We start from the raw sequence: 17,214 nt of genomic DNA on the forward strand, positions 1-17,214 counted from the left end.
TCATGAGAACAGTGCCGCTTAGCGAAGCCAAGGACAAGCTCTCCGCACTTGTGGAAGAAGCAGACTCAACTCACGAGATCATTCAGATCACACGACACGGCCACCCATCCGCCGTTCTTATGTCTGCGGACGACTTGGAATCCTTGCAGGAAACTATCCACTGGCTTTCACAGCCTGGCATCCGCGAAGACCTCGATCAGGCCAAACGAGACATCGCCTCAGGCAATACCACCAGTGGCGACGATCTGCGCCGCGAGTTCGGACTCCCGGCACAGTGACCGATCCTCTCCCCACCAACCCAGGTCCATGGAGAATCGAAGTCACAAGCCCGGCGCTACGCGGCTTCAGGAGGCTACCGGAAAAAGCCGCTACCGCGATCATTGAATTTGTTACCGGAGCCCTCGCCGGGAATCCGCACCGGCTCAGCAAGCCATTGACGAACGAACTTCTCGGTCTTCGCACCGCTCGCAGAGGTGATTATCGGGTGCTGTTCACTTTGGACATAGAAGAGCACGTCCTTTATGTCCACCGCATCGACCACCGTTCTGACGTTTACAAACCGCGGTAACCGTCAGCCCCTGATGTCCACTTTTCCTGGTGGAGCCGTTCGAATCCATCCAGGAGCAGGTCAAGGGCAAACTCGAACTCGAATTGGTCGTCGCAACCGCTCCCGACTACGGAACCGTCGTCATGGGCTGCTGCGCCGGCGATGCTCAAGAGATTGGGGTAGCGCTCAGCCATTTGCTGCGCCATGGCGGCCCTGACTTCCGGGGTTACCTCTGGTCGCTGGTTCTCATCCCGCCCTGCGGTGTCATCAAAGACCTCCTGGGTAAAACCCCACATACGGCTGCCCATGGCATGCATGACGTGGTGGGTGAGGTCAGCAGAGAAACCACCGGCCAGGAACATCCCCGCAAAGCCGTCCATATAGCCCAGTACGGCGGGCGTCACGTTGGTGCGGGTCTCAATGACAGGGCGGGCCCAGGAATGCCGCAGGAGTACCTGCCTGGCCGAAAGGACCCGGAACCGGACAGCCGATTTCCATGGAGCATCCGGAACAGGGGGGTCGATCTCGCCCACGATAGTGTCCACCATGCCGCCGAGGAGTTCTTCCTTGTTGGCAACGTGCTTGTAGAGCGCCATTGGAACAACACCCAGTTCCAACGCGAGCCTACGCATACTGAGCGACTCGATGCCCACCTGGTCCGCGAGCGTGATGGCTGCGCGCAGCACGCGATCACGGTTCAGGGGTACGCGCCGGGCGGCCTCCGCCAGCTGGGTCATGTGACTCCTTCCGCACGAACGGTTACCGAAGCTGTTGACAGGTATACAGCGTACACCTAATGTTTGAGGCATGAAGGTGTACGCCGTACACCTTTCTCACAATTCATCCGGAACGCAGGCAGAGTCATGACATCCAAAACCACCAGATACGTCCGAACCCGCCGTACAGCATGGGCCATCCCCACTGCGCTGATCATCCTCAGCCTCATTCCGGTCATCGCCGGCGCTGCCCGCCTCACCGAACTGACGGGCGGCGCCACCGTCACCCCACAAAACGCCAGGTTCTTCGCTTCGCCCATCCCCGTGGTCACGCACATTGTCACAGTCACGGTGTACAGCCTGCTCGGAGCTTTTCAGTTCGTCCCCACACTCCGACGAGGCAGGCAGTCTTGGCACCGAATGGCCGGACGCGTCCTTATCCCGGCGGGCCTGCTGGCAGGTCTTTCCGGCTTGTGGATGTCCATGTTCTACGCCCTGCCGGAGGGCGACGGCGAAGCACTCCTGGTGATTCGGCTGGTGTTTGGTTCCGGAATGGTTGCGAGCATCTTCATGGGCATCCTCGCGATCCGCCGGAGGGACTACGCCATTCACGGCGCATGGATGACACGTGCCTACGCCATCGCACTGGGCGCCGGAACCCAGGCCTTCGTGCTTCTTTCATGGATGCTGGTGGTCGGCCCCACCTATGAGACCACGCGGGCGGTCCTCATGGGCGCATCCTGGGTCATCAACCTGGCGGTGGCCGAGTACTTCATCCAGCGACGGCGGGCCACCGCTCAGTTCCGTAAGGAACCAAGGTGACCCGCCGTCGTCGCAATTCAGTAAATAGTTAGTCGTTGATCAGGTCGTGAACAACGATCGTCTGATCGCGGTCCGGTCCGACGCCAATGGCTGAGAAGCGCGTGCCGGAGAGCTTTTCCAGGGCCAGCACGTAGTTGCGCGCGTTCTCCGGCAGGTCTTCCAGGGTACGGGCGCCGGTGATGTCCTCGGTCCAACCGTCGAAGTACTCGAAGATGGGCACTGCGTGGTGGAACTCGGTCTGTGTCATGGGCATTTCGTCGTGGCGCACACCGTCAACGTCATAGGCAACGCAGACCGGGATCTGCTCGATGCCGGTGAGGACGTCCAGCTTGGTGACGAAGTAGTCCGTGAAGCCGTTGACGCGGGAAGCGTGGCGGGCCAGGACGGCGTCGTACCAACCGCAGCGGCGGGGGCGTCCGGTGTTCACACCGAACTCGCCGCCGGTCTTCTGCAGGTAAACGCCCATCTCGTCGAACAGTTCCGTGGGGAACGGGCCGGCGCCAACACGGGTGGTGTACGCCTTGATGATGCCGATGGACCGCGAAATGCGGGTAGGGCCAATGCCCGAGCCAACAGAGGCTCCGCCAGCCGTGGGGTTGGAGGAGGTGACGAACGGGTAGGTGCCGTGGTCCACGTCCAGGAACGTGGCCTGGCCGCCTTCCATCAGCACAACCTTGCCCTCATCCAGTGCATTGTTCAGCTCAAGCGTGCTGTCGATAACAAGCGGGCGCAGGCGCTCGGCGAAGGACAGGAAGTACTCCACGATCTCGTCCGCAATGATGTCGCGGCGGTTGTAGACCTTGACCAGGAGTTCGTTCTTCTGGCGCAGCGAACCTTCTACCTTCTGGCGGAGGATGGACTCGTCAAAGACATCCTGGACACGGATACCCAGGCGGGCCACCTTGTCCATGTATGCCGGGCCGATACCGCGGCCCGTGGTGCCGATGGCGCGGCTGCCAAGGAAGCGCTCGGTCACCTTGTCCAGGACCTGGTGGTACGGAGCAACCAAGTGGGCGTTGGCCGAGACACGCAGGCGGGATGTGTCCGCGCCACGGGCTTCAAGGCCGTCGATTTCCTGGAACAAGGCCTCGAGGTTTATCACGCAGCCGTTGCCGATAATAGGTATTGCGTTGGGGCTCAGGATGCCCGCGGGAAGGAGCTTCAGCTCATACTTCTCACCGCCAACAACCACGGTGTGCCCGGCGTTGTTACCGCCGTTGGGCTTGACCACGTAGTCAACGCGGCCACCGAGCAGATCGGTTGCTTTGCCTTTGCCTTCGTCGCCCCACTGGGCTCCGACGATCACGATAGCGGGCATGGGATCCTCCCCCATTCTTTCGGGCCCGGACCCAGCCGGATGACCAGGACGAGACGCCGTACATGAGAATGCCCCGACATAGCTGGTGCAGCCTTGCACGAGGCACGGCATACGCAAGAGTTTCGGGGCTCTTACCAGCCAAGTTTAGCCGATGACAACGGTTTCTCTGGTGTTCGTCCGGTGTTGGGGCGTCGGTTGTGGACAAGTCATGGAATGGCGAGCGCCACGGGACCGGCCGCTGAACTGCCTAATTTCAGGCTTAGCAAGCCAGCGCTGTCCACCAACCCCACCCGGATGGCGGAGACCTTGAACTCTCCCTCCACAGCCGTAACATCCGCAGGCTTGGTGCCGGGCCACACTTGGTCCGGCTGGACATTGACATGGATGGCCACCAGCGTCCGGACCGCCGTCAGGACAGGCCCGACGGCGTTGATCACCGGCGTGATGAGCAGCTGCAGGTTTGTGCCCAGATTGGTAACGAGGCCGGCATTGAAAATGGTGGCGTTGAGAACGTTCTTGACCACGGTGTTGGTCCCGGTCAGGAGAATGGAGGTGATGGGTGTCAGCAGGGCAGCTACGGTGCCTCCGAGGTCGAGGCCCAGCACGTCGGCGGTGACCATAGGGGCCACAGCGGCGCCATCAAGAAACTGGCCAAGGGTGGACGGCCCGATCTTGACGCCGATGGTGGCCACGTTCAGTCCTGCCAGTTTGAGCGTGATGTTGGTGTTCGCGTTCAGGGTGATGGACCGCAATGCCGTGGTGAGTGTGGTCAGTACCCGGTTCTTCCACGAATCCAGCAACGCCGTCACTCTGTTGGTCACCGCCGTTGTCATGGCCGAATCCAGGACCACAGCATGGTTGGGCTCCATGCCGTTGAGTCCCAGGGTGCCCCCGGCAAGCGAGGCGATGTTGACCTTGACTGTGCCCGTTCCCAGGTTGATAGTGACGATGCCATCGGTCATGGACTCGGTCATGAGAGCTGTCACGCTGGTCAGGTCCGGAGCGGACAATGTGGCAGTGGTGCTGATGGACCCTAGTTGCAGACCACCCAGCACCGGGTTGATGAGCGCCGAGATTCCATCAGAGATGCCCGTGGTCAACCCTCCCGTCCCCAACAATGCGTTCAGCTGCGTCGGCACGGCCCCCACCAGAGACGCCCCCTGCGTGGAAAGCGTACCTACGGCCGGTATTGCAGCGTTCAGATCCAAACCCGCAATGCCGTATTCGCGCTGGACGGTGGGTGTCGTGTCCAGTGTGGGCCAGCCGTTGATCATGACGCACCCGTCCAGCTGTGAAGAAGAGGCCACCGCCCCCACGTCCAGGGTGACCCCGGCCAGGGAAGCGGGCACGATGTTTCCCAGGGAGATGCTGGCTGATTTCGGCGCAGTGGCTGCTCCCTGTGCCGTTCCCGCGATGTCCACGGCGCCGGTCTGATCCGAGACCAGGCCAGATGCACCGTGGGCCTGCCCACTGTTCCGGGAACGTGCCCATTGTGTGTAGGTCCCCACGCCTCCCACGGGAACGCCAAGTCCCAAACCTACGGAGATCGGGCTGCCGCCGAGGACCGACACGGGGATCTTGGTGACGTACGCATCCGTGGTTCCCGGAACGGGGACTGCGGACAGGGGCGTGGGTGTAGCTGCGGTGCCGTTGTTCAGCACAGTCAGGCCGGAGACCCCTGCCACTGTGTCCAGGTCCGTGTTCAGCACAGCGCCCTGCAACTGCCTCGCCCAGGACTGGTTGGTGAACATGGTGTTGGTGCTGCAGTCGCCCGGCGAGCTGACGCCGACGGCGCTCCTCACCCATTCGTTGTCCGTCCAGGCGGCGGTGGTCAGGCTGGTGGTGGCAGCGAGGGTGATGGCTGCGGCGGCCGCTACGAGAATGGAGCGCCGGGGCCGGTCCACGACCCGGCGGAGGAAGTGCCGTGCTCTCATATACTCTGTCCTGAATCTTCACGCGGCTCAGGAGTCTCACGAGTGCGCTTGAGCATGGTCAGGACTGCAGCGCCCACAAGCAGCAGCCCACCACCGGCGAACAGTGCCGGCAAGGACGACGCACCAGTGTCCCCCAGGGGCTCGCGGCCGTCCGCCGGCGCATCCCCGCCTGCTACCGGTGGCAGCGAAGGTGAGCTTCCGCCGTCGTCGTCTCCCATGGCAGTGATCCCGATTCCCAAGGTGAGGCCGGCACCTTCCAAAGGCGGACCGTCTGCTGCTTTGCTGAGCGTGAAGCGGAGGTAGGGCGAGGTCCCGGTTCCAAGATCCCTGAGCGGTATCTGAACCCTTTGATCCCACGCCGCCAAGGTGGTGGCCTTAATCCGGGGTGCCGAACCCATAGGGCACTCCAGTTGCTGGTTGAGCCCGCTGCTGCCCTGCCATGGGGAAGCGCATTCGTCCACGGCTATGACGTAGCCGCCGGTTCCCGCCAGCTCGCCGCTGGCCGTGAGCTGGAGCGTGGACGTGGCCCGGGGCTTGTCAAGGGACAACCCGATCTGCCACACGAAGGACTCGCCCGCGGCGAGCCTAGGGAACTCAAGTGGATACACGGATGAAGAAAGCCACAGCACGCCGGGCATTCCGTTCTCCGGAATCGGAGTGAGTTGGTCGGCAGCTTTCGCGGGGAGGGCGAACGTCATGGCACAGACGACGGCGGCACACGCCACCGCTGCCGGCCTCGCTGCCTGGATCCACCGCTTCATTGCTTGCGTCCACGGTTTCACTGCCCAATCACCTCCCTGTTTCTTTACGCAACGCCCGGCTCGTGTTTGTGCCGAGCGACCCGTTTGGGCCAATACGCCCACACCACCAGCACCGCCACCGCCAAGGTAGCTCCGCCAATGAAGCCGGGTCCCCTCATCGCCATCACCCAGGTCCCCACGGCGGGTACCGTGGCCAACACTTTTTGGGCGGTGTCTACCTGGTAAGGCAGCGGGTCCTCGGAACTGTTGGCGTCACCTTTGAGCCTGAGCGTCACCCCCGAACCGTCCGGCTCAACCGAAACCACCCGGTGCGTCACCAACACTCCGGATTCGGAGCGTTTTACTGAGACGACGTCGCCGGGAACCAGCGAGCCGGCCGGTACCTGAACGGTGAGCGACAAAGCCCCTACCGGATAAAGCGGTTCCATGGAACCGGTCCTGAACACCACGAAAGACGATTTGTAGATAAATCCCAGGACCAGCGCCACAATGCACAGCAGTCCCAGGAGAGCAACTACGGTCAGGGCGACTTCACGTGAAATCTTGAGGATCCGGAACATGACGGGCCAGAAACCCGCCCCACCCACGGCAGGGGCCGCAGGGGGCAACGGGGACGAGCTTCTGGTCCGGGTCAAAGGCTCTGTCACAGAGCTTGGCTACGAACCGGCGATGCTGGTGAACCTCCACAGTGGAATGGTCTGCTTCCCCTGCAGGGTCACATCAGTCACGGTGGCCGGGAGCGTGATGGCGAAGCAGACATCCACTGCGTCACCCGCTGTGGTTGCATCATCACCCTTGGGCAAGGGAATGGCTGTGGTTGACGTGGAGGACAACGGCACGCCGGCTACCGCTGAACCCACAATGTCCGTGCCGTCGGTCAAGGCTCCCGCTGCGCAGTTCTGCTTGGTGACTCCGTACACCGCGCGGACTGTCAAGGCGTTGTAGAGGGCCAGGGAGTTATCAGTAGTGTCAGTAGCCGGTGCCAGTTTGACCGCCTCGGCCAACGTTGCCGTCAGCGCTTCCGAGCCCGCAGCAGCCCTGAGCTGCATGGGGGCATATGCGGTGTCGCCGGGCTTCAGTGCGGCTGAGATAGCACCGAAGGTCAGGGCGCCATCAGTGGCGGAGTCCGGCACCGTGGGCATGTTGGGCTTGTCGCTCCACGCGTCCAGGCCGCCGCCACTGGTGTTGCTGAACGTGTTCTGCTCCATGTGGTAGGTCAGAGTACCGGGACCGTTGTCCCCTCCGGAATTACCGAACACCCACTCGTTGTCCGTCCAGGCAGCCAAGGTGAATGCTGCGCCGACTCCCAGGACCAGTCCACCGGCAAGGAGTGCCCGGACTTTTGTGGCCTTATTGGATGTAGTTTTTGCGACCATTTTTCTTACCCCCACGGTAGGTGACGCTGAGACCTGAATCTGGTGGGGTGGCCATACGGTTTCCCCCGAAACCGGTGGTTTCACAGTCATTATGTGGGCGGGGAAAGCTGCCTCCTGCTGGAGTGCACTTTAGGGTTAACACTGAAGTCCGACGGCGACGGCGGCCACCCGCCATCGAGACGCCCGACACGTTTCCGGGCAACACGCCGCGTCGCATAAAAAGGGCGCGCCGGAACGGCCCCGTTCACCTCCATAGTCCGGTAAGGTTAGTTAGCCCCCAACAGCACCCTTTGAGGTTTGGCTGCGGCATGCCCGCGGCACCTTGGAACGGTGCGCTGTAACACCTAGGAGACCTAACCACTGATGCAAGAACTGGCGACTGAATCACCCGAAGAAATCCTCTGGAACCGCCGCTATGAACCGCACATTGCCGAGGTCAACGAGCTGTGCGACTCCATCAAGGAGCAGAAGCCGGGCAGCGAGGTCCTCTACATCGACCCCGCCCACAGCATGGATGACTGCCGCATCGTCAGCCTTTTCTCCAATCAGCGCACCAACACCGGTGAAGGTTTCATCAACCCGGGCGACGAGGAAGCCAACACCCGAATGCTTGGCATGCAGTGGCAACTGGGCCTCCGTCCCGAGCTCATGATGCCGTGGAACGCATACCCGTGGATCGAACCCACTGAGGAACCGGGCAAGCTCTCCCCGGCCAACATCACCGAAGGCCTCAAGCCCCTCCTGCGCCTCCTGCAGCTCCTGCCGCGCACCTCCGCATTGGTGGCACACGGCAACGAGGCACACCGCCTGGCCGATCAGCTCATGAAGGCCGCCCCGGCCAGCATCGCCCGCCGCGGCTTCAAGACCTTCAAGGTCCGCTCGCTGGGCGGCCGCTCCTTCGCCGGCACTCCCACCCGCCAGCAGGAATACCTGGACGCCATCCACGGTGCCTACGCCGAGGCCATGGCCCGCACGGGCATCCCCCGCAAGGCTTAATTACCAACGCACGCACGACGGCGGCCCTCACCTTTTGGTGAGGGCNNCTGCCGCCCCCCCCTTTTGGGGGGGGCCCGCCGTCGTTATTGGGGGTGCGGGTGTTGGGGGTGCTGGTGTTGGGGTGGTGCCTTAGCCGACCAGCATGCTGCGGAGGTCCTTGAGGATCAGCTGGGCACCTGTCGGGCCGAGGCCGAGGAACCAGACGTCGTCGCTGATGGCCTTTGCCTGGCCGGCTTTGACTGCGCCCAGCTTGGGCCATACAGCGCCTTCAACTACGGACGTTTCTCCGGTGGCTGCGGGATCGCCGTAGCTGCTGTAGAAGATCCAGTCGGCGTCGGCCTGCTCGATGTTCTCGGCGGAAATCTCGGCAGCGAGTTCATCAATGTTCTGGTTCTCCGGACGGGCAAGGCCGGCGTCCTTCAGGATGACGCCGATCAGCGACTTGTTCGCGTACAGCCGGATCTTACCCGGCAGGAAGCGGACCAGCGAGATCTTGGGGTCGCCCTGCACGTCTGCCTTGAGGGCATCCGCTTCAGTCTGGTAATCGTTGAGCGCCTTGACGGCCTTATCTTCCTCGCCCAGGGACTTGCCCACCAGGAGGAAGTTTTCCTTCCACGGGAAGCCGGGGCGGATGCTGAAGACCGTGGGGGCGATGGTGGACAGCTGCTTGTACAGCTTGTCCGCACGGAGCTGGCTGCCCAGGATGAGGTCCGGCTTCAGGGCAGCGATCGCTTCAAGGTTGAGGTCCTGGATGGTGCCCACTGAAGCCACGTCCTTGACCTTGTCGGCCAGGTACGTAGGAACAGGGTTGGCGCCTTCAGTGGTGGCCATGCCTACCGGCGTGATGCCGAGGGTGACCACGTCGTCGAGTTCACCGGTGTCGAGGACCACCACGCGGGTGGGCTTCTTCTCCAGGGTGGTCTCGCCATTGGCGTGCTTGAGGGTGCGCGGGAAAACGCCGGGGGCAGCGTCCGTGCCGAGCTTGGCCGTTTCCTGGTCCGCCGTGGTGAACTTGGAACCGCCCGTGGCAACCTCGGCGTTGCCTGCGCCCGAAGCCGAGCTACCACCGGTGCCGCAGCCCGCGAGGAGGCCCACTACTACGGCGGCGCCGGCCACCTTCATCGCGAGCTTACGCATGCGGGAAGCCTTACGCGGCTGTACTTCAAAATCGTCATTTTTCACTGGGTAAGGCTAACCTAATTAAGGCACACATTCGTGACGTTGTGATGACGGTCACGGAATGGGCCGTCTTATTACCGCCCCTCTTCGAAATGGTCCCCTGCTGTGTCCCCATCGACGGCGTCATGTCCCAAGTAGCCGCTCCCGCCCTTCCGGCCGCAGGCGCAGTGGCCAGTTCCGGCGTCGTCAATAAATCCCGCTGGCGGATCCTCTTCCTTGCCCTTGCCACGGCAGCCCTTTTGGGCGCCGTGATCATGAGCCTCAGCGTGGGAGCAAAATTCATCCCTGGCTCGACGGTCCTCGAAGCTTTCACCAACCCACGAGACACCGCGGATCACGCGATCATCCTCCAGAACCGGCTGCCGCGCACGCTGATGGGCATCGCCGTCGGAATATCGCTGGGCGTAGCAGGCGCGCTCATCCAGGCGATCACGCGAAATCCCCTGGCCGATCCCGGCATCCTGGGCGTTAACGCGGGGGCTTCGTTTGCCATTGTGGTTGCCATCGGCGTCTTCGGGATCGGGTCCCTCAGCGGCTACATCTGGTTCGCCTTTGCCGGGGCTATCCTAACCACCGCGGCGGTCTACCTGATCGGCACCTCCGGCCGGAACGTGGTCAATCCCATCCGGCTGACACTCGCCGGTGTTGCGTTGGGCGCGGTCCTCACCGGCGTCGGCTCGGGACTCACCCTCCTGAATTCCAAGGCTTTTGACCACCTGCGCTCGTGGAGCATCGGTTCCTTGGACACCCGCAGCATGGAGTCCGTGCTGACGGTTGCGCCGTTTATGGGCTTGGGATTGGTGATCGCCCTTTTCTGCGTGGGTGGGCTCAACGCCATGGCACTCGGCGACGACCTCGCCACCTCCCTCGGCGCCAATGTGAACCGCACCCGCATCCTGGGCGTCGTGGCCATCACGCTCCTCAGCGGCGCAGCAACAGCCGGCGCCGGCGCCATTGGCTTTGTGGGACTCATGATTCCGCATGTGGCCCGTTGGATTGTCGGTCCGGACCAGCGATGGATCCTCGCAACCACAGTGGTGCTCTCCCCCATCCTGCTACTTGCCTCGGATGTGGTGGGCAGGATCGCTGCGCCGGGTGAACTCCAAGTGGGGGTGGTGACAGCCTTCATCGGCGCGCCGGTGCTGATCGCCTTGGCCCGGCGCCGGAAAGTGAGCGGACTATGACGCGCCTGGACCCAAGGACCCGCTTCGATTTTGGCCGACCCACTGTCCTGCTCCGCAACCGTTCGCTGAGCGTCCGCGTCGACCTCCGCAGCATCCTGGTGTGCGTTCCGCTCATTCTTGCAGCGCTGGCCGTGGCGGTCGCTTCGCTGGCGACCGGCGACTACGACGTCTCAGCCCAGCAGGTCCTCCAAGCCTTCACCGGCGATGCCCCGGGCCTGGCCCAAACCATCGTCATGGAGTGGCGGCTCCCCCGCGTTCTTGCGGCGCTGGTGTTCGGCGCGGCTCTTGGCATGAGCGGCGGAATCTTCCAATCCATGACCCGCAATCCGCTGGGTAGCCCGGACATCATCGGCTTCAATACAGGCGCCTACACCGGTGCTTTGATCGTGATGCTGACTGTTGGCGGCGGCTATCTTGGCATTGCTGCGGGAGCCCTTGTTGGCGGCATTCTCACAGCATTGGCCGTCTACCTGCTCGCCTACCGTCGTGGCTCCCAAGGCTTCCGTCTCATCATCGTGGGCATCGGCATCAGCGCCATGCTGGCCGCCTTCAACCACTGGCTGATTCTGCAAGCCGAGCTCGAGGCCGCCTTGGCCGCAGCTGTCTGGGGAGCCGGGTCCCTGAACGGCATCACCTGGGAGCAAGCGGCGCCTGCCGCCGTCGTGGTTGTTGTGGTTGGCTTGGCCACGCTGGCAGTCGCGCGCCGGATGCAGTTGCTGGAAATGGGCGACGACGCCGCTCGGGCCCTAGGTGTTCGGGCGGAACCGACCCGTTTGCTGCTGCTCATCCTGGGCGTCGGGCTGACGGCGGCTGTCACCGCCGTCGCCGGCCCCATAGCGTTCGTTGCCCTGGCGGCACCCCAGCTTGCCCGTCGCCTTACCCGAAGCGCCGGCATCACCCTGGTGCCCTCCGCGGTGATGGGCGCCTTCCTTTTGGTGGCCAGCGACCTCGCGGCCCAGCGCCTGTTCGCCCCGATCCAGCTGCCCGTGGGCGTTGTGACTGTGTGCATCGGCGGTATCTACCTCGTCTGGCTGCTGGCCAGGGAAGCAAGGAAATCATGAGCCTCACCGTTACCGCGCCACAGCTTCATGCCGAAGCCCTGACCATCGGCTACGAGCAGCGCGTCATCTCCGAAAACCTCAGTGTGCGCATCCCCGAGGGGCAGTTCACGGTGATCGTCGGGCCCAACGCCTGCGGTAAGTCCACGCTGCTGCGCGCCCTTGCCCGGCTGATCAAACCCCGCAGCGGGCAGGTTCTGCTGGACGGGAAATCCGTAACGTCACTTCCGGCGAAGGAACTTGCCCGGCGCCTCGGGCTGCTGCCGCAGTCGTCCATCGCCCCCGACGGCATCACCGTGGCCGATCTCGTGGCCCGGGGACGGTATCCGCACCAGAAATTGCTGCGGCAGTGGTCCGAATCCGATGAAATTGCAGTGGTTGACGCCATGGAGGCCACCGGCGTCGCAGCCCTGTCCGGACGGCTGGTGGACGAACTGTCCGGCGGCCAGCGCCAGCGAGTGTGGGTGGCCATGGTGCTCGCCCAGCAGACGCCGCTCATGCTCCTGGACGAACCCACCACGTTCCTTGACATTGCACACCAGATCGAGCTGTTGGAACTCTTCCGCGAACTCAACCTGGACAAGGGCCACACCCTGGTTGCCGTGCTGCACGACCTCAACCACGCCAGCCGCTACGCGGACCACATCATCGCCATGAAGGACGGCGCGGTGGTGGCCGAGGGTCCTCCCGCTTCCGTGATCACCGAATCCTTGGTGGAAGAAGTGTTCGGCATGGCCTGCCGAATCATTGACGACCCCGTGACCCACACACCGCTGGTGGTCCCGTTAGGGCGCCCACGGCTATAACGACGGCGACCCTCGCCTTTCGGTGAGGGTCGCCGTCGTCGTTTGCTTAGCTTGAGTCCGCCTTAGCGGGCTTCGAGCGCTGCCTTGGCTTTGGGGTCCGAGTCGTTCAGGAACTTCTCGATCCGCTCCGGCTCTTCAGCCTCGCCGATTGCTGAAGCGGCCCGGCCCAGCGCGTAGAGCGCACGCAGGAAACCCTGGTTGGGCTCGTGCTCCCACGGGATGGGCCCGACGCCCCGCCAACCGTTGCGGCGCAGGGAATCCAGGCCGCGGTGGTAGCCCACACGGGCGTAGGCGTAGGACTCGATGGTCCGGCCTTCCGCCCAGGCTTCCTCCGCGAGGATGGCCCACAGAAGAGACGACGTGGGGTTTTTGGCCACCAGGTCCAACGCTTCGTTGCCGAGCGCCAGGTGCTGGTAGATCTCGGTTTCGGCGGGCAGGAGCGTGGGCTCCGGCCCCATCAGGTTCTTCCGGAATTCGTCGGACATTAGAAGGTCTTGCCAACCGATCCGAGCTGCTGGGCGGCTTCGACGATGCGCGCGGCCATGCCGGCTTCGGCGGAAGCGCCCCAGACGCGCGGATCGTAGGTCTTCTTGTTGCCCATTTCGCCGTCGACCTTCAGGACGCCGTCGTAGTTGGAGAACATGTGGCCGGCCACCGGGCGGGTGAAGGCGTACTGGGTGTCGGTGTCGATGTTCATCTTGATGACACCGTAGGAAACGGCGTCAGCAATTTCCTGCTCGGTGGAGCCGGAACCGCCGTGGAACACGAGGTCGAACGGGTTTTCCTTGCCGATCTTGGCGCCAACCTCGGACTGGATCTGCTTGAGCAGTTCCGGGCGGAGCTTCACGTTGCCCGGCTTGTACACGCCGTGGACGTTGCCGAAAGTCAGCGCGGTGAGGTAGCGGCCGTTTTCGCCGGCACCGAGAGCCTCAATGGTGGCGAGGGCGTCTTCGGTGGTGGTGTAGAGCTTCTCGTTGATTTCGTTCTCAACGCCGTCTTCCTCGCCACCTACAGTGCCGATTTCAACTTCGAGGATGATCTTCGCAGCAGCGGCGCGTTCCAGCAGTTCACGGCCGATGCGCAGGTTCTCGGGAAGGGCCTCGTGCGAGCCGTCCCACATGTGCGAGTTGAAGATGGGGTCGTTACCGGCCTTCACCGCTTCCTCGGAAGCGGCCAGCAGCGGCAGGACGAAGTCCGCCAGCTTGTCCTGCGGGCAGTGGTCCGTGTGGAGGGCGATGTTGACGTTGTAGTTCTTGGCAACTTCGCGGGCAAACGCCGCGAAGCCGAGGGAACCGGCAACCATGTCCTTGACCGAAGCGCCGGACCAGTAGGCTGCGCCACCGGTGGAAACCTGGATGATGCCATCGGATTCGGCCTCGGCGAAACCGCGGATCGCAGCGTTCAGAGTCTGCGACGACGTCACGTTGACCGCGGGGAAAGCGAATCCGCCGGCCTTTGCGCGGTCGATCATCTCGGAGTAAATCTCTGGGGTTGCAATGGGCATGGTGACTCCTATGCTGAATTCGTCTGTGGGTTGGTAACCCTGGAGTAGACCGCTTACGGCTAGCACCCATCCTAGCGATATCCGCCGGGACGCCGTGTTTCGGGTCACTGAGGGGCCTTAACACTTCCACCGAGTTGGCATTTAATGACAATCCCACGCGCTGGCATTGTCGTTAAATGCCATCTCGGCGCGGCTTCCAGCCTCGGCTTTGCAGCGCGCGGAGGACTTTATGTACGACGGCGGGTCTCTCACCTTCGAGGTCATGCTTGGAGATCCTGACCTCCAGCCAGCCATGGGCCAGGGAACGTTCCTGGCGTTCGATGTCCCTGAGGTGCTGTTCAATGCCGCCATGATGCCGGCCGTCGTACTGGAGGGAGACTCTGCACTCAAGGTAGGCCGCGTCCGGCCACAGAACCGGCAGGCCGAGGTGGTTGCGGACCACATGATTGAGTTCCGGCTCCGGCAGGTTAGCGTCGATCAAAGCCAAGCGCATGTGAGTTTCAGGAGCCGAATCGGCGCCGACCCGAATGAGTTCCAATGCTGCCCTGGCTGTACGCACTCCGCGCATCCCGGGGTGTCGGCCCACAATCTCCCGCAGCTCGTCAATGCTGCATAGCGCGTCCTTAGGCACCGGGAATTCAGGCCCGTGCGAGCACACCAAGTGATCGCCCGCTGCAACCAGGTCTTCCAGCCTCAGGACGGAAGCCAAGTCCAGCCAGGTCCGCGCAGGCGAGGTGAGCCTGACGCCGTCGTACTCCACGGTCTCCTCCGGCAAGAAAGTAAGGAGGTGTCCTGCCACGTTGACCCGTCGGGGAAAACTGAATCCCCGCCGCCGGGCCAAGTGAATCCTCCAATCACCACTCCGGCTGGAGGGCAACGGAACACCCCATATCCGTGCGGCACTGAGCAAGACAAGCACAGAGTAGTCATCCAGGTCTGTGTAAGCCCTTAAGGCTGCCGCCCCGGTAGCACCGGACACGACCGGCACCCTGATCCCCCGGGAAACCAACACCAGATCCTTGGCGAAGGTTCGGGAGCGGGTCACGCCGGCCTTGTCCGATGCGCGCACGGAGAATGAACCTGTAGTCAGATGTTCCGGAAGGTTTGCCCTGCGCATTCCTCATTCTGGCCTGCCCACCAAGCTCCCGGCGGGGTTATCCACAGCCGATGCCGCCCACCCCGCATCGAGATGCCACTTAATGACAATCCAACGCACTGGCATTGTCATTAAGTGCCACCTCGGCGGGGGCTAGGCGACGGGCTGCTGGAACACGTGCCGGCGGACCCACGCGTGCATGGCAATGGCTGCCGCGGAGGCCGCGTTCATGGAGCGGGTGGAGCCGAATTGTTCAATGGAAAGCGTAGCGACGGCGGCATCGTGCACCTCAGGCGTCAGGCCGGGGCCTTCCTGTCCGAACACCAGCACGCAATTCTTGGGGAGGTCGTAGGTCTCCAAAGGCACCGAGTCCGGGAAGATGTCGATACCGATCACGGCCAGGCCCTCCCCCTCAGCCCACTGCACGAATTCCTCAACGGTGGGGTGGTGGCGGACGTGCTGGTAGCGGTCGGTGACCATGGCCCCGCGACGGTTCCACCGCCGTCGACCAATAATGTGGACCTCCTTGGCGAGGAAGGCGTTGGCGGTCCGGACCACGGTTCCGATGTTGAGGTCGTGCTGCCAATTCTCAATGGCAATGTGAAAATCGTGGCGCTTCGAATCAAGGTCCGCCACGATCGCCTCGTGCTTCCAGTACCGGTACTGGTCCACCACGTTCCGGCGGTCACCATCCCTCAACAGGTCCGGGTCCCAGTGCTCGCCAACCGGCCACTCGCCTTCCCAGGGCCCGACGCCGACCTCGGGTTTCGCCTCTGCCTCGCCTTCGGCTGTGGTCCCGGCAGGAGAGACGGCAGGCGCGGGCAGGGCTGTCTTGGGGGGAAGGTCAGTCACCCCTCAACTTTAGCCCTGACGGCTCTTAGCCCATCTTCCACTTGTTGATGCGGTATGAGTTGCCCAGTTGCTCTAAGAGCCCGGGATGAGCGTCCCAGTACGTTTTGTGACCACTGACGCCGAGCATCTGCGGAGTGCCCCATGGTGTCACGGAGAACAGGTTCACGGCCTGGATCTCTTCTCCGCGGGCGTTGGTGCAGGTGAACTTAATGACCACGGCCTCGCCTCTACGGAACTCACGGATTTCCGGCATGGTGGTCTGGAAATCGGACGTGCACTTGTGGCCAACGAGGTTCTGTGGCAACTCCGTGGCCGTCATGCCCTTGTAGCGGGCTTCGATGTCCCGAATGGCTTTCTTGACCTCCGCCGGGTCCTTGCCGAACTTACCTTCCCCGGACTCCGCGAAGAAGGCGTAGGCGAGCGCTATCCCGTCGCCGTCGGTCTCCACTGTGCCCTGGGCCTTTTTCTGGATTTCTTCGCCGGTGGTGGGGTCTTTGGTGATCCCGAATGACTCATCGTGCGTCCACTCGGCCAGGTACTGGAAGGAAGATTCGCCGGTGACCCACTTGCTGAACAGGGGGTCGCCGTCGGCCGGAACGTTGCTGGGGCCGGCCAAATCGCCCCAACCTGCAGGCAGGGCAATGGCGTCGGCGGGAATTTCAGAGGATGCCGAGGCTTCGCTGGAAGGTTCAGCAGACGGCTCAGCTGACGGCTCCGCCGCGGCCTCTGAGGCAGCCTCGGAAGCCGTCACCGACGGCGACTCAACGGCCGTGGGCTTGGTCATGGACGGAACCAACCACGTGAACGTCACCACCAGCGCAATAATCACGACGACCGCCACACCACCGAGGATGAGGAACAGCGACTTCTTGTTGTGGTCACCAGGCGGCGGGAAGCCGGGGTGGCTGTACTGCTGCTGGCTGTACTGGCGCTGGTTGTACTGGTCCTGGCCGGTATCGTAACGCGGCTGCGGCACACCGTCGGGGTTGTAGGGAGGCTGAGGCGCTCCGTTGTTGTTGCTCATTACAGGCCCTTTCACAGTGGACGATCCGGAACAAGGGGACC

The 17,214-nt window shown here is 63.1% G+C and carries 19 protein-coding genes; 7 read left to right on the forward strand and 12 right to left on the reverse strand.

Going from position 1 to position 17,214, the window contains the following annotated elements; all coding sequences use genetic code 11:
* The first annotated feature begins 2 nt into the window (after nucleotides 1-2).
* Nucleotides 3-278: a type II toxin-antitoxin system Phd/YefM family antitoxin gene (locus tag ACLRGI_RS02300; RefSeq protein WP_419200098.1), complete on the forward strand. Its 276-nt coding sequence runs from the start codon at nucleotides 3-5 to the stop codon at nucleotides 276-278.
* On the forward strand, nucleotides 275-568 hold the full coding sequence (locus tag ACLRGI_RS02305; RefSeq protein ID WP_419200099.1) for a type II toxin-antitoxin system RelE family toxin: 294 nt from the start codon (nucleotides 275-277) through the stop codon (nucleotides 566-568). Before ACLRGI_RS02300 ends, ACLRGI_RS02305 begins: the two co-directional genes overlap by 4 nt.
* On the opposite strand, the gene ACLRGI_RS02310 is transcribed toward ACLRGI_RS02305, so the two are convergent.
* Nucleotides 553-1,284, reverse strand: coding sequence for a TetR/AcrR family transcriptional regulator (locus tag ACLRGI_RS02310; RefSeq protein WP_419200100.1), 732 nt, complete (start codon nucleotides 1,282-1,284; stop codon nucleotides 553-555). The two genes, ACLRGI_RS02305 and ACLRGI_RS02310, sit on opposite strands and share 16 nt — an antisense overlap.
* A 126-nt stretch (nucleotides 1,285-1,410) precedes the next feature.
* Between ACLRGI_RS02310 and ACLRGI_RS02315 the strand changes: the two genes are divergently transcribed.
* Nucleotides 1,411-2,085: a DUF2306 domain-containing protein gene (locus tag ACLRGI_RS02315; RefSeq protein WP_419200101.1), complete on the forward strand. Its 675-nt coding sequence runs from the start codon at nucleotides 1,411-1,413 to the stop codon at nucleotides 2,083-2,085.
* A gap of 28 nt (nucleotides 2,086-2,113) precedes the next feature.
* On the opposite strand, the gene ACLRGI_RS02320 is transcribed toward ACLRGI_RS02315, so the two are convergent.
* The 5 genes from ACLRGI_RS02320 to ACLRGI_RS02340 all read right to left on the reverse strand — a co-directional run bounded on the left by ACLRGI_RS02320 (nucleotide 2,114) and on the right by ACLRGI_RS02340 (nucleotide 7,474).
* A complete protein-coding gene (locus ACLRGI_RS02320) occupies nucleotides 2,114-3,403 on the reverse strand; it encodes an adenylosuccinate synthase (protein WP_419200102.1) in 1,290 nt (429 codons plus the stop codon).
* Nucleotides 3,404-3,609: 206 nt separating this feature from the next.
* Nucleotides 3,610-5,337: a choice-of-anchor G family protein gene (locus tag ACLRGI_RS02325; protein WP_419200103.1), complete on the reverse strand. Its 1,728-nt coding sequence runs from the start codon at nucleotides 5,335-5,337 to the stop codon at nucleotides 3,610-3,612.
* Nucleotides 5,334-6,098, reverse strand: a complete 765-nt coding sequence (locus ACLRGI_RS02330; RefSeq protein ID WP_419200104.1) for a hypothetical protein — start codon at nucleotides 6,096-6,098, stop codon at nucleotides 5,334-5,336. The genes ACLRGI_RS02325 and ACLRGI_RS02330 overlap by 4 nt, the downstream gene beginning before the upstream one ends.
* Before the next feature lie 44 nt (nucleotides 6,099-6,142).
* Nucleotides 6,143-6,745: a signal peptidase I gene (locus ACLRGI_RS02335; protein ID WP_419200105.1), complete on the reverse strand. Its 603-nt coding sequence runs from the start codon at nucleotides 6,743-6,745 to the stop codon at nucleotides 6,143-6,145.
* A gap of 9 nt (nucleotides 6,746-6,754) precedes the next feature.
* Complete coding sequence (locus tag ACLRGI_RS02340; RefSeq protein ID WP_419200106.1) at nucleotides 6,755-7,474, reverse strand: SipW-dependent-type signal peptide-containing protein; 720 nt, start codon at nucleotides 7,472-7,474, stop codon at nucleotides 6,755-6,757.
* Between the two features lie 363 nt (nucleotides 7,475-7,837).
* Here ACLRGI_RS02340 and ACLRGI_RS02345 point away from each other — a divergent pair, with 363 nt between their 5' ends.
* Nucleotides 7,838-8,470, forward strand: a complete 633-nt coding sequence (locus ACLRGI_RS02345) for a uracil-DNA glycosylase (RefSeq protein WP_419200107.1) — start codon at nucleotides 7,838-7,840, stop codon at nucleotides 8,468-8,470.
* Between the two features lie 129 nt (nucleotides 8,471-8,599).
* Here the strand turns inward: ACLRGI_RS02345 and ACLRGI_RS02350 are convergent, their stop codons facing one another.
* The gene (locus ACLRGI_RS02350; RefSeq protein WP_503409054.1) at nucleotides 8,600-9,652 is read right to left on the reverse strand and encodes an ABC transporter substrate-binding protein; all 1,053 of its coding nucleotides are present in this window, start codon (nucleotides 9,650-9,652) and stop codon (nucleotides 8,600-8,602) included.
* Nucleotides 9,653-9,741: 89 nt separating this feature from the next.
* On the opposite strand from ACLRGI_RS02350, the gene ACLRGI_RS02355 reads away from it, so the two are divergent.
* The 3 genes from ACLRGI_RS02355 to ACLRGI_RS02365 are packed head-to-tail and all read left to right on the forward strand — an operon-like array spanning nucleotide 9,742 to nucleotide 12,697.
* Complete coding sequence (locus ACLRGI_RS02355) at nucleotides 9,742-10,833, forward strand: iron chelate uptake ABC transporter family permease subunit (RefSeq protein ID WP_419200199.1); 1,092 nt, start codon at nucleotides 9,742-9,744, stop codon at nucleotides 10,831-10,833.
* Nucleotides 10,830-11,894 (forward strand): iron-enterobactin ABC transporter permease, encoded by a 1,065-nt coding sequence (gene fepG, locus ACLRGI_RS02360; RefSeq protein WP_419200108.1) that lies wholly within the window; start codon nucleotides 10,830-10,832, stop codon nucleotides 11,892-11,894. The genes ACLRGI_RS02355 and fepG overlap by 4 nt, the downstream gene beginning before the upstream one ends.
* Nucleotides 11,891-12,697, forward strand: coding sequence for an ABC transporter ATP-binding protein (locus ACLRGI_RS02365; protein WP_419200109.1), 807 nt, complete (start codon nucleotides 11,891-11,893; stop codon nucleotides 12,695-12,697). Before fepG ends, ACLRGI_RS02365 begins: the two co-directional genes overlap by 4 nt.
* 62 nt (nucleotides 12,698-12,759) lie before the next feature.
* Here ACLRGI_RS02365 and ACLRGI_RS02370 read toward each other — a convergent pair whose 3' ends face one another.
* The 5 genes from ACLRGI_RS02370 to ACLRGI_RS02390 form a co-directional block, all read right to left on the reverse strand.
* A complete protein-coding gene (locus ACLRGI_RS02370) occupies nucleotides 12,760-13,182 on the reverse strand; it encodes a DUF3151 domain-containing protein (RefSeq protein ID WP_011773312.1) in 423 nt (140 codons plus the stop codon).
* Complete coding sequence (gene fbaA / locus ACLRGI_RS02375; protein WP_419200110.1) at nucleotides 13,182-14,201, reverse strand: class II fructose-bisphosphate aldolase; 1,020 nt, start codon at nucleotides 14,199-14,201, stop codon at nucleotides 13,182-13,184. The genes ACLRGI_RS02370 and fbaA overlap by 1 nt, the downstream gene beginning before the upstream one ends.
* A gap of 172 nt (nucleotides 14,202-14,373) precedes the next feature.
* Nucleotides 14,374-15,318 carry a putative endonuclease domain-containing protein gene (locus tag ACLRGI_RS02380; RefSeq protein WP_419200111.1) on the reverse strand — a complete coding sequence of 315 codons (945 nt, stop codon included), beginning with the start codon at nucleotides 15,316-15,318 and terminating at the stop codon, nucleotides 14,374-14,376.
* 132 nt (nucleotides 15,319-15,450) lie between these two features.
* Nucleotides 15,451-16,149 carry a TrmH family RNA methyltransferase gene (locus tag ACLRGI_RS02385; protein ID WP_419200112.1) on the reverse strand — a complete coding sequence of 233 codons (699 nt, stop codon included), beginning with the start codon at nucleotides 16,147-16,149 and terminating at the stop codon, nucleotides 15,451-15,453.
* Between the two features lie 25 nt (nucleotides 16,150-16,174).
* Nucleotides 16,175-17,173 carry a hypothetical protein gene (locus tag ACLRGI_RS02390; RefSeq protein ID WP_419200113.1) on the reverse strand — a complete coding sequence of 333 codons (999 nt, stop codon included), beginning with the start codon at nucleotides 17,171-17,173 and terminating at the stop codon, nucleotides 16,175-16,177.
* Between the last annotated feature and the right edge of the window lie 41 nt (nucleotides 17,174-17,214).

Origin of the sequence: Paenarthrobacter sp. PPS72 (genome assembly GCF_048537125.1) — a bacterium.
In the GTDB taxonomy this organism is placed as follows: Bacteria; Actinomycetota; Actinomycetes; order Actinomycetales; family Micrococcaceae; genus Arthrobacter; species Arthrobacter nitroguajacolicus_E.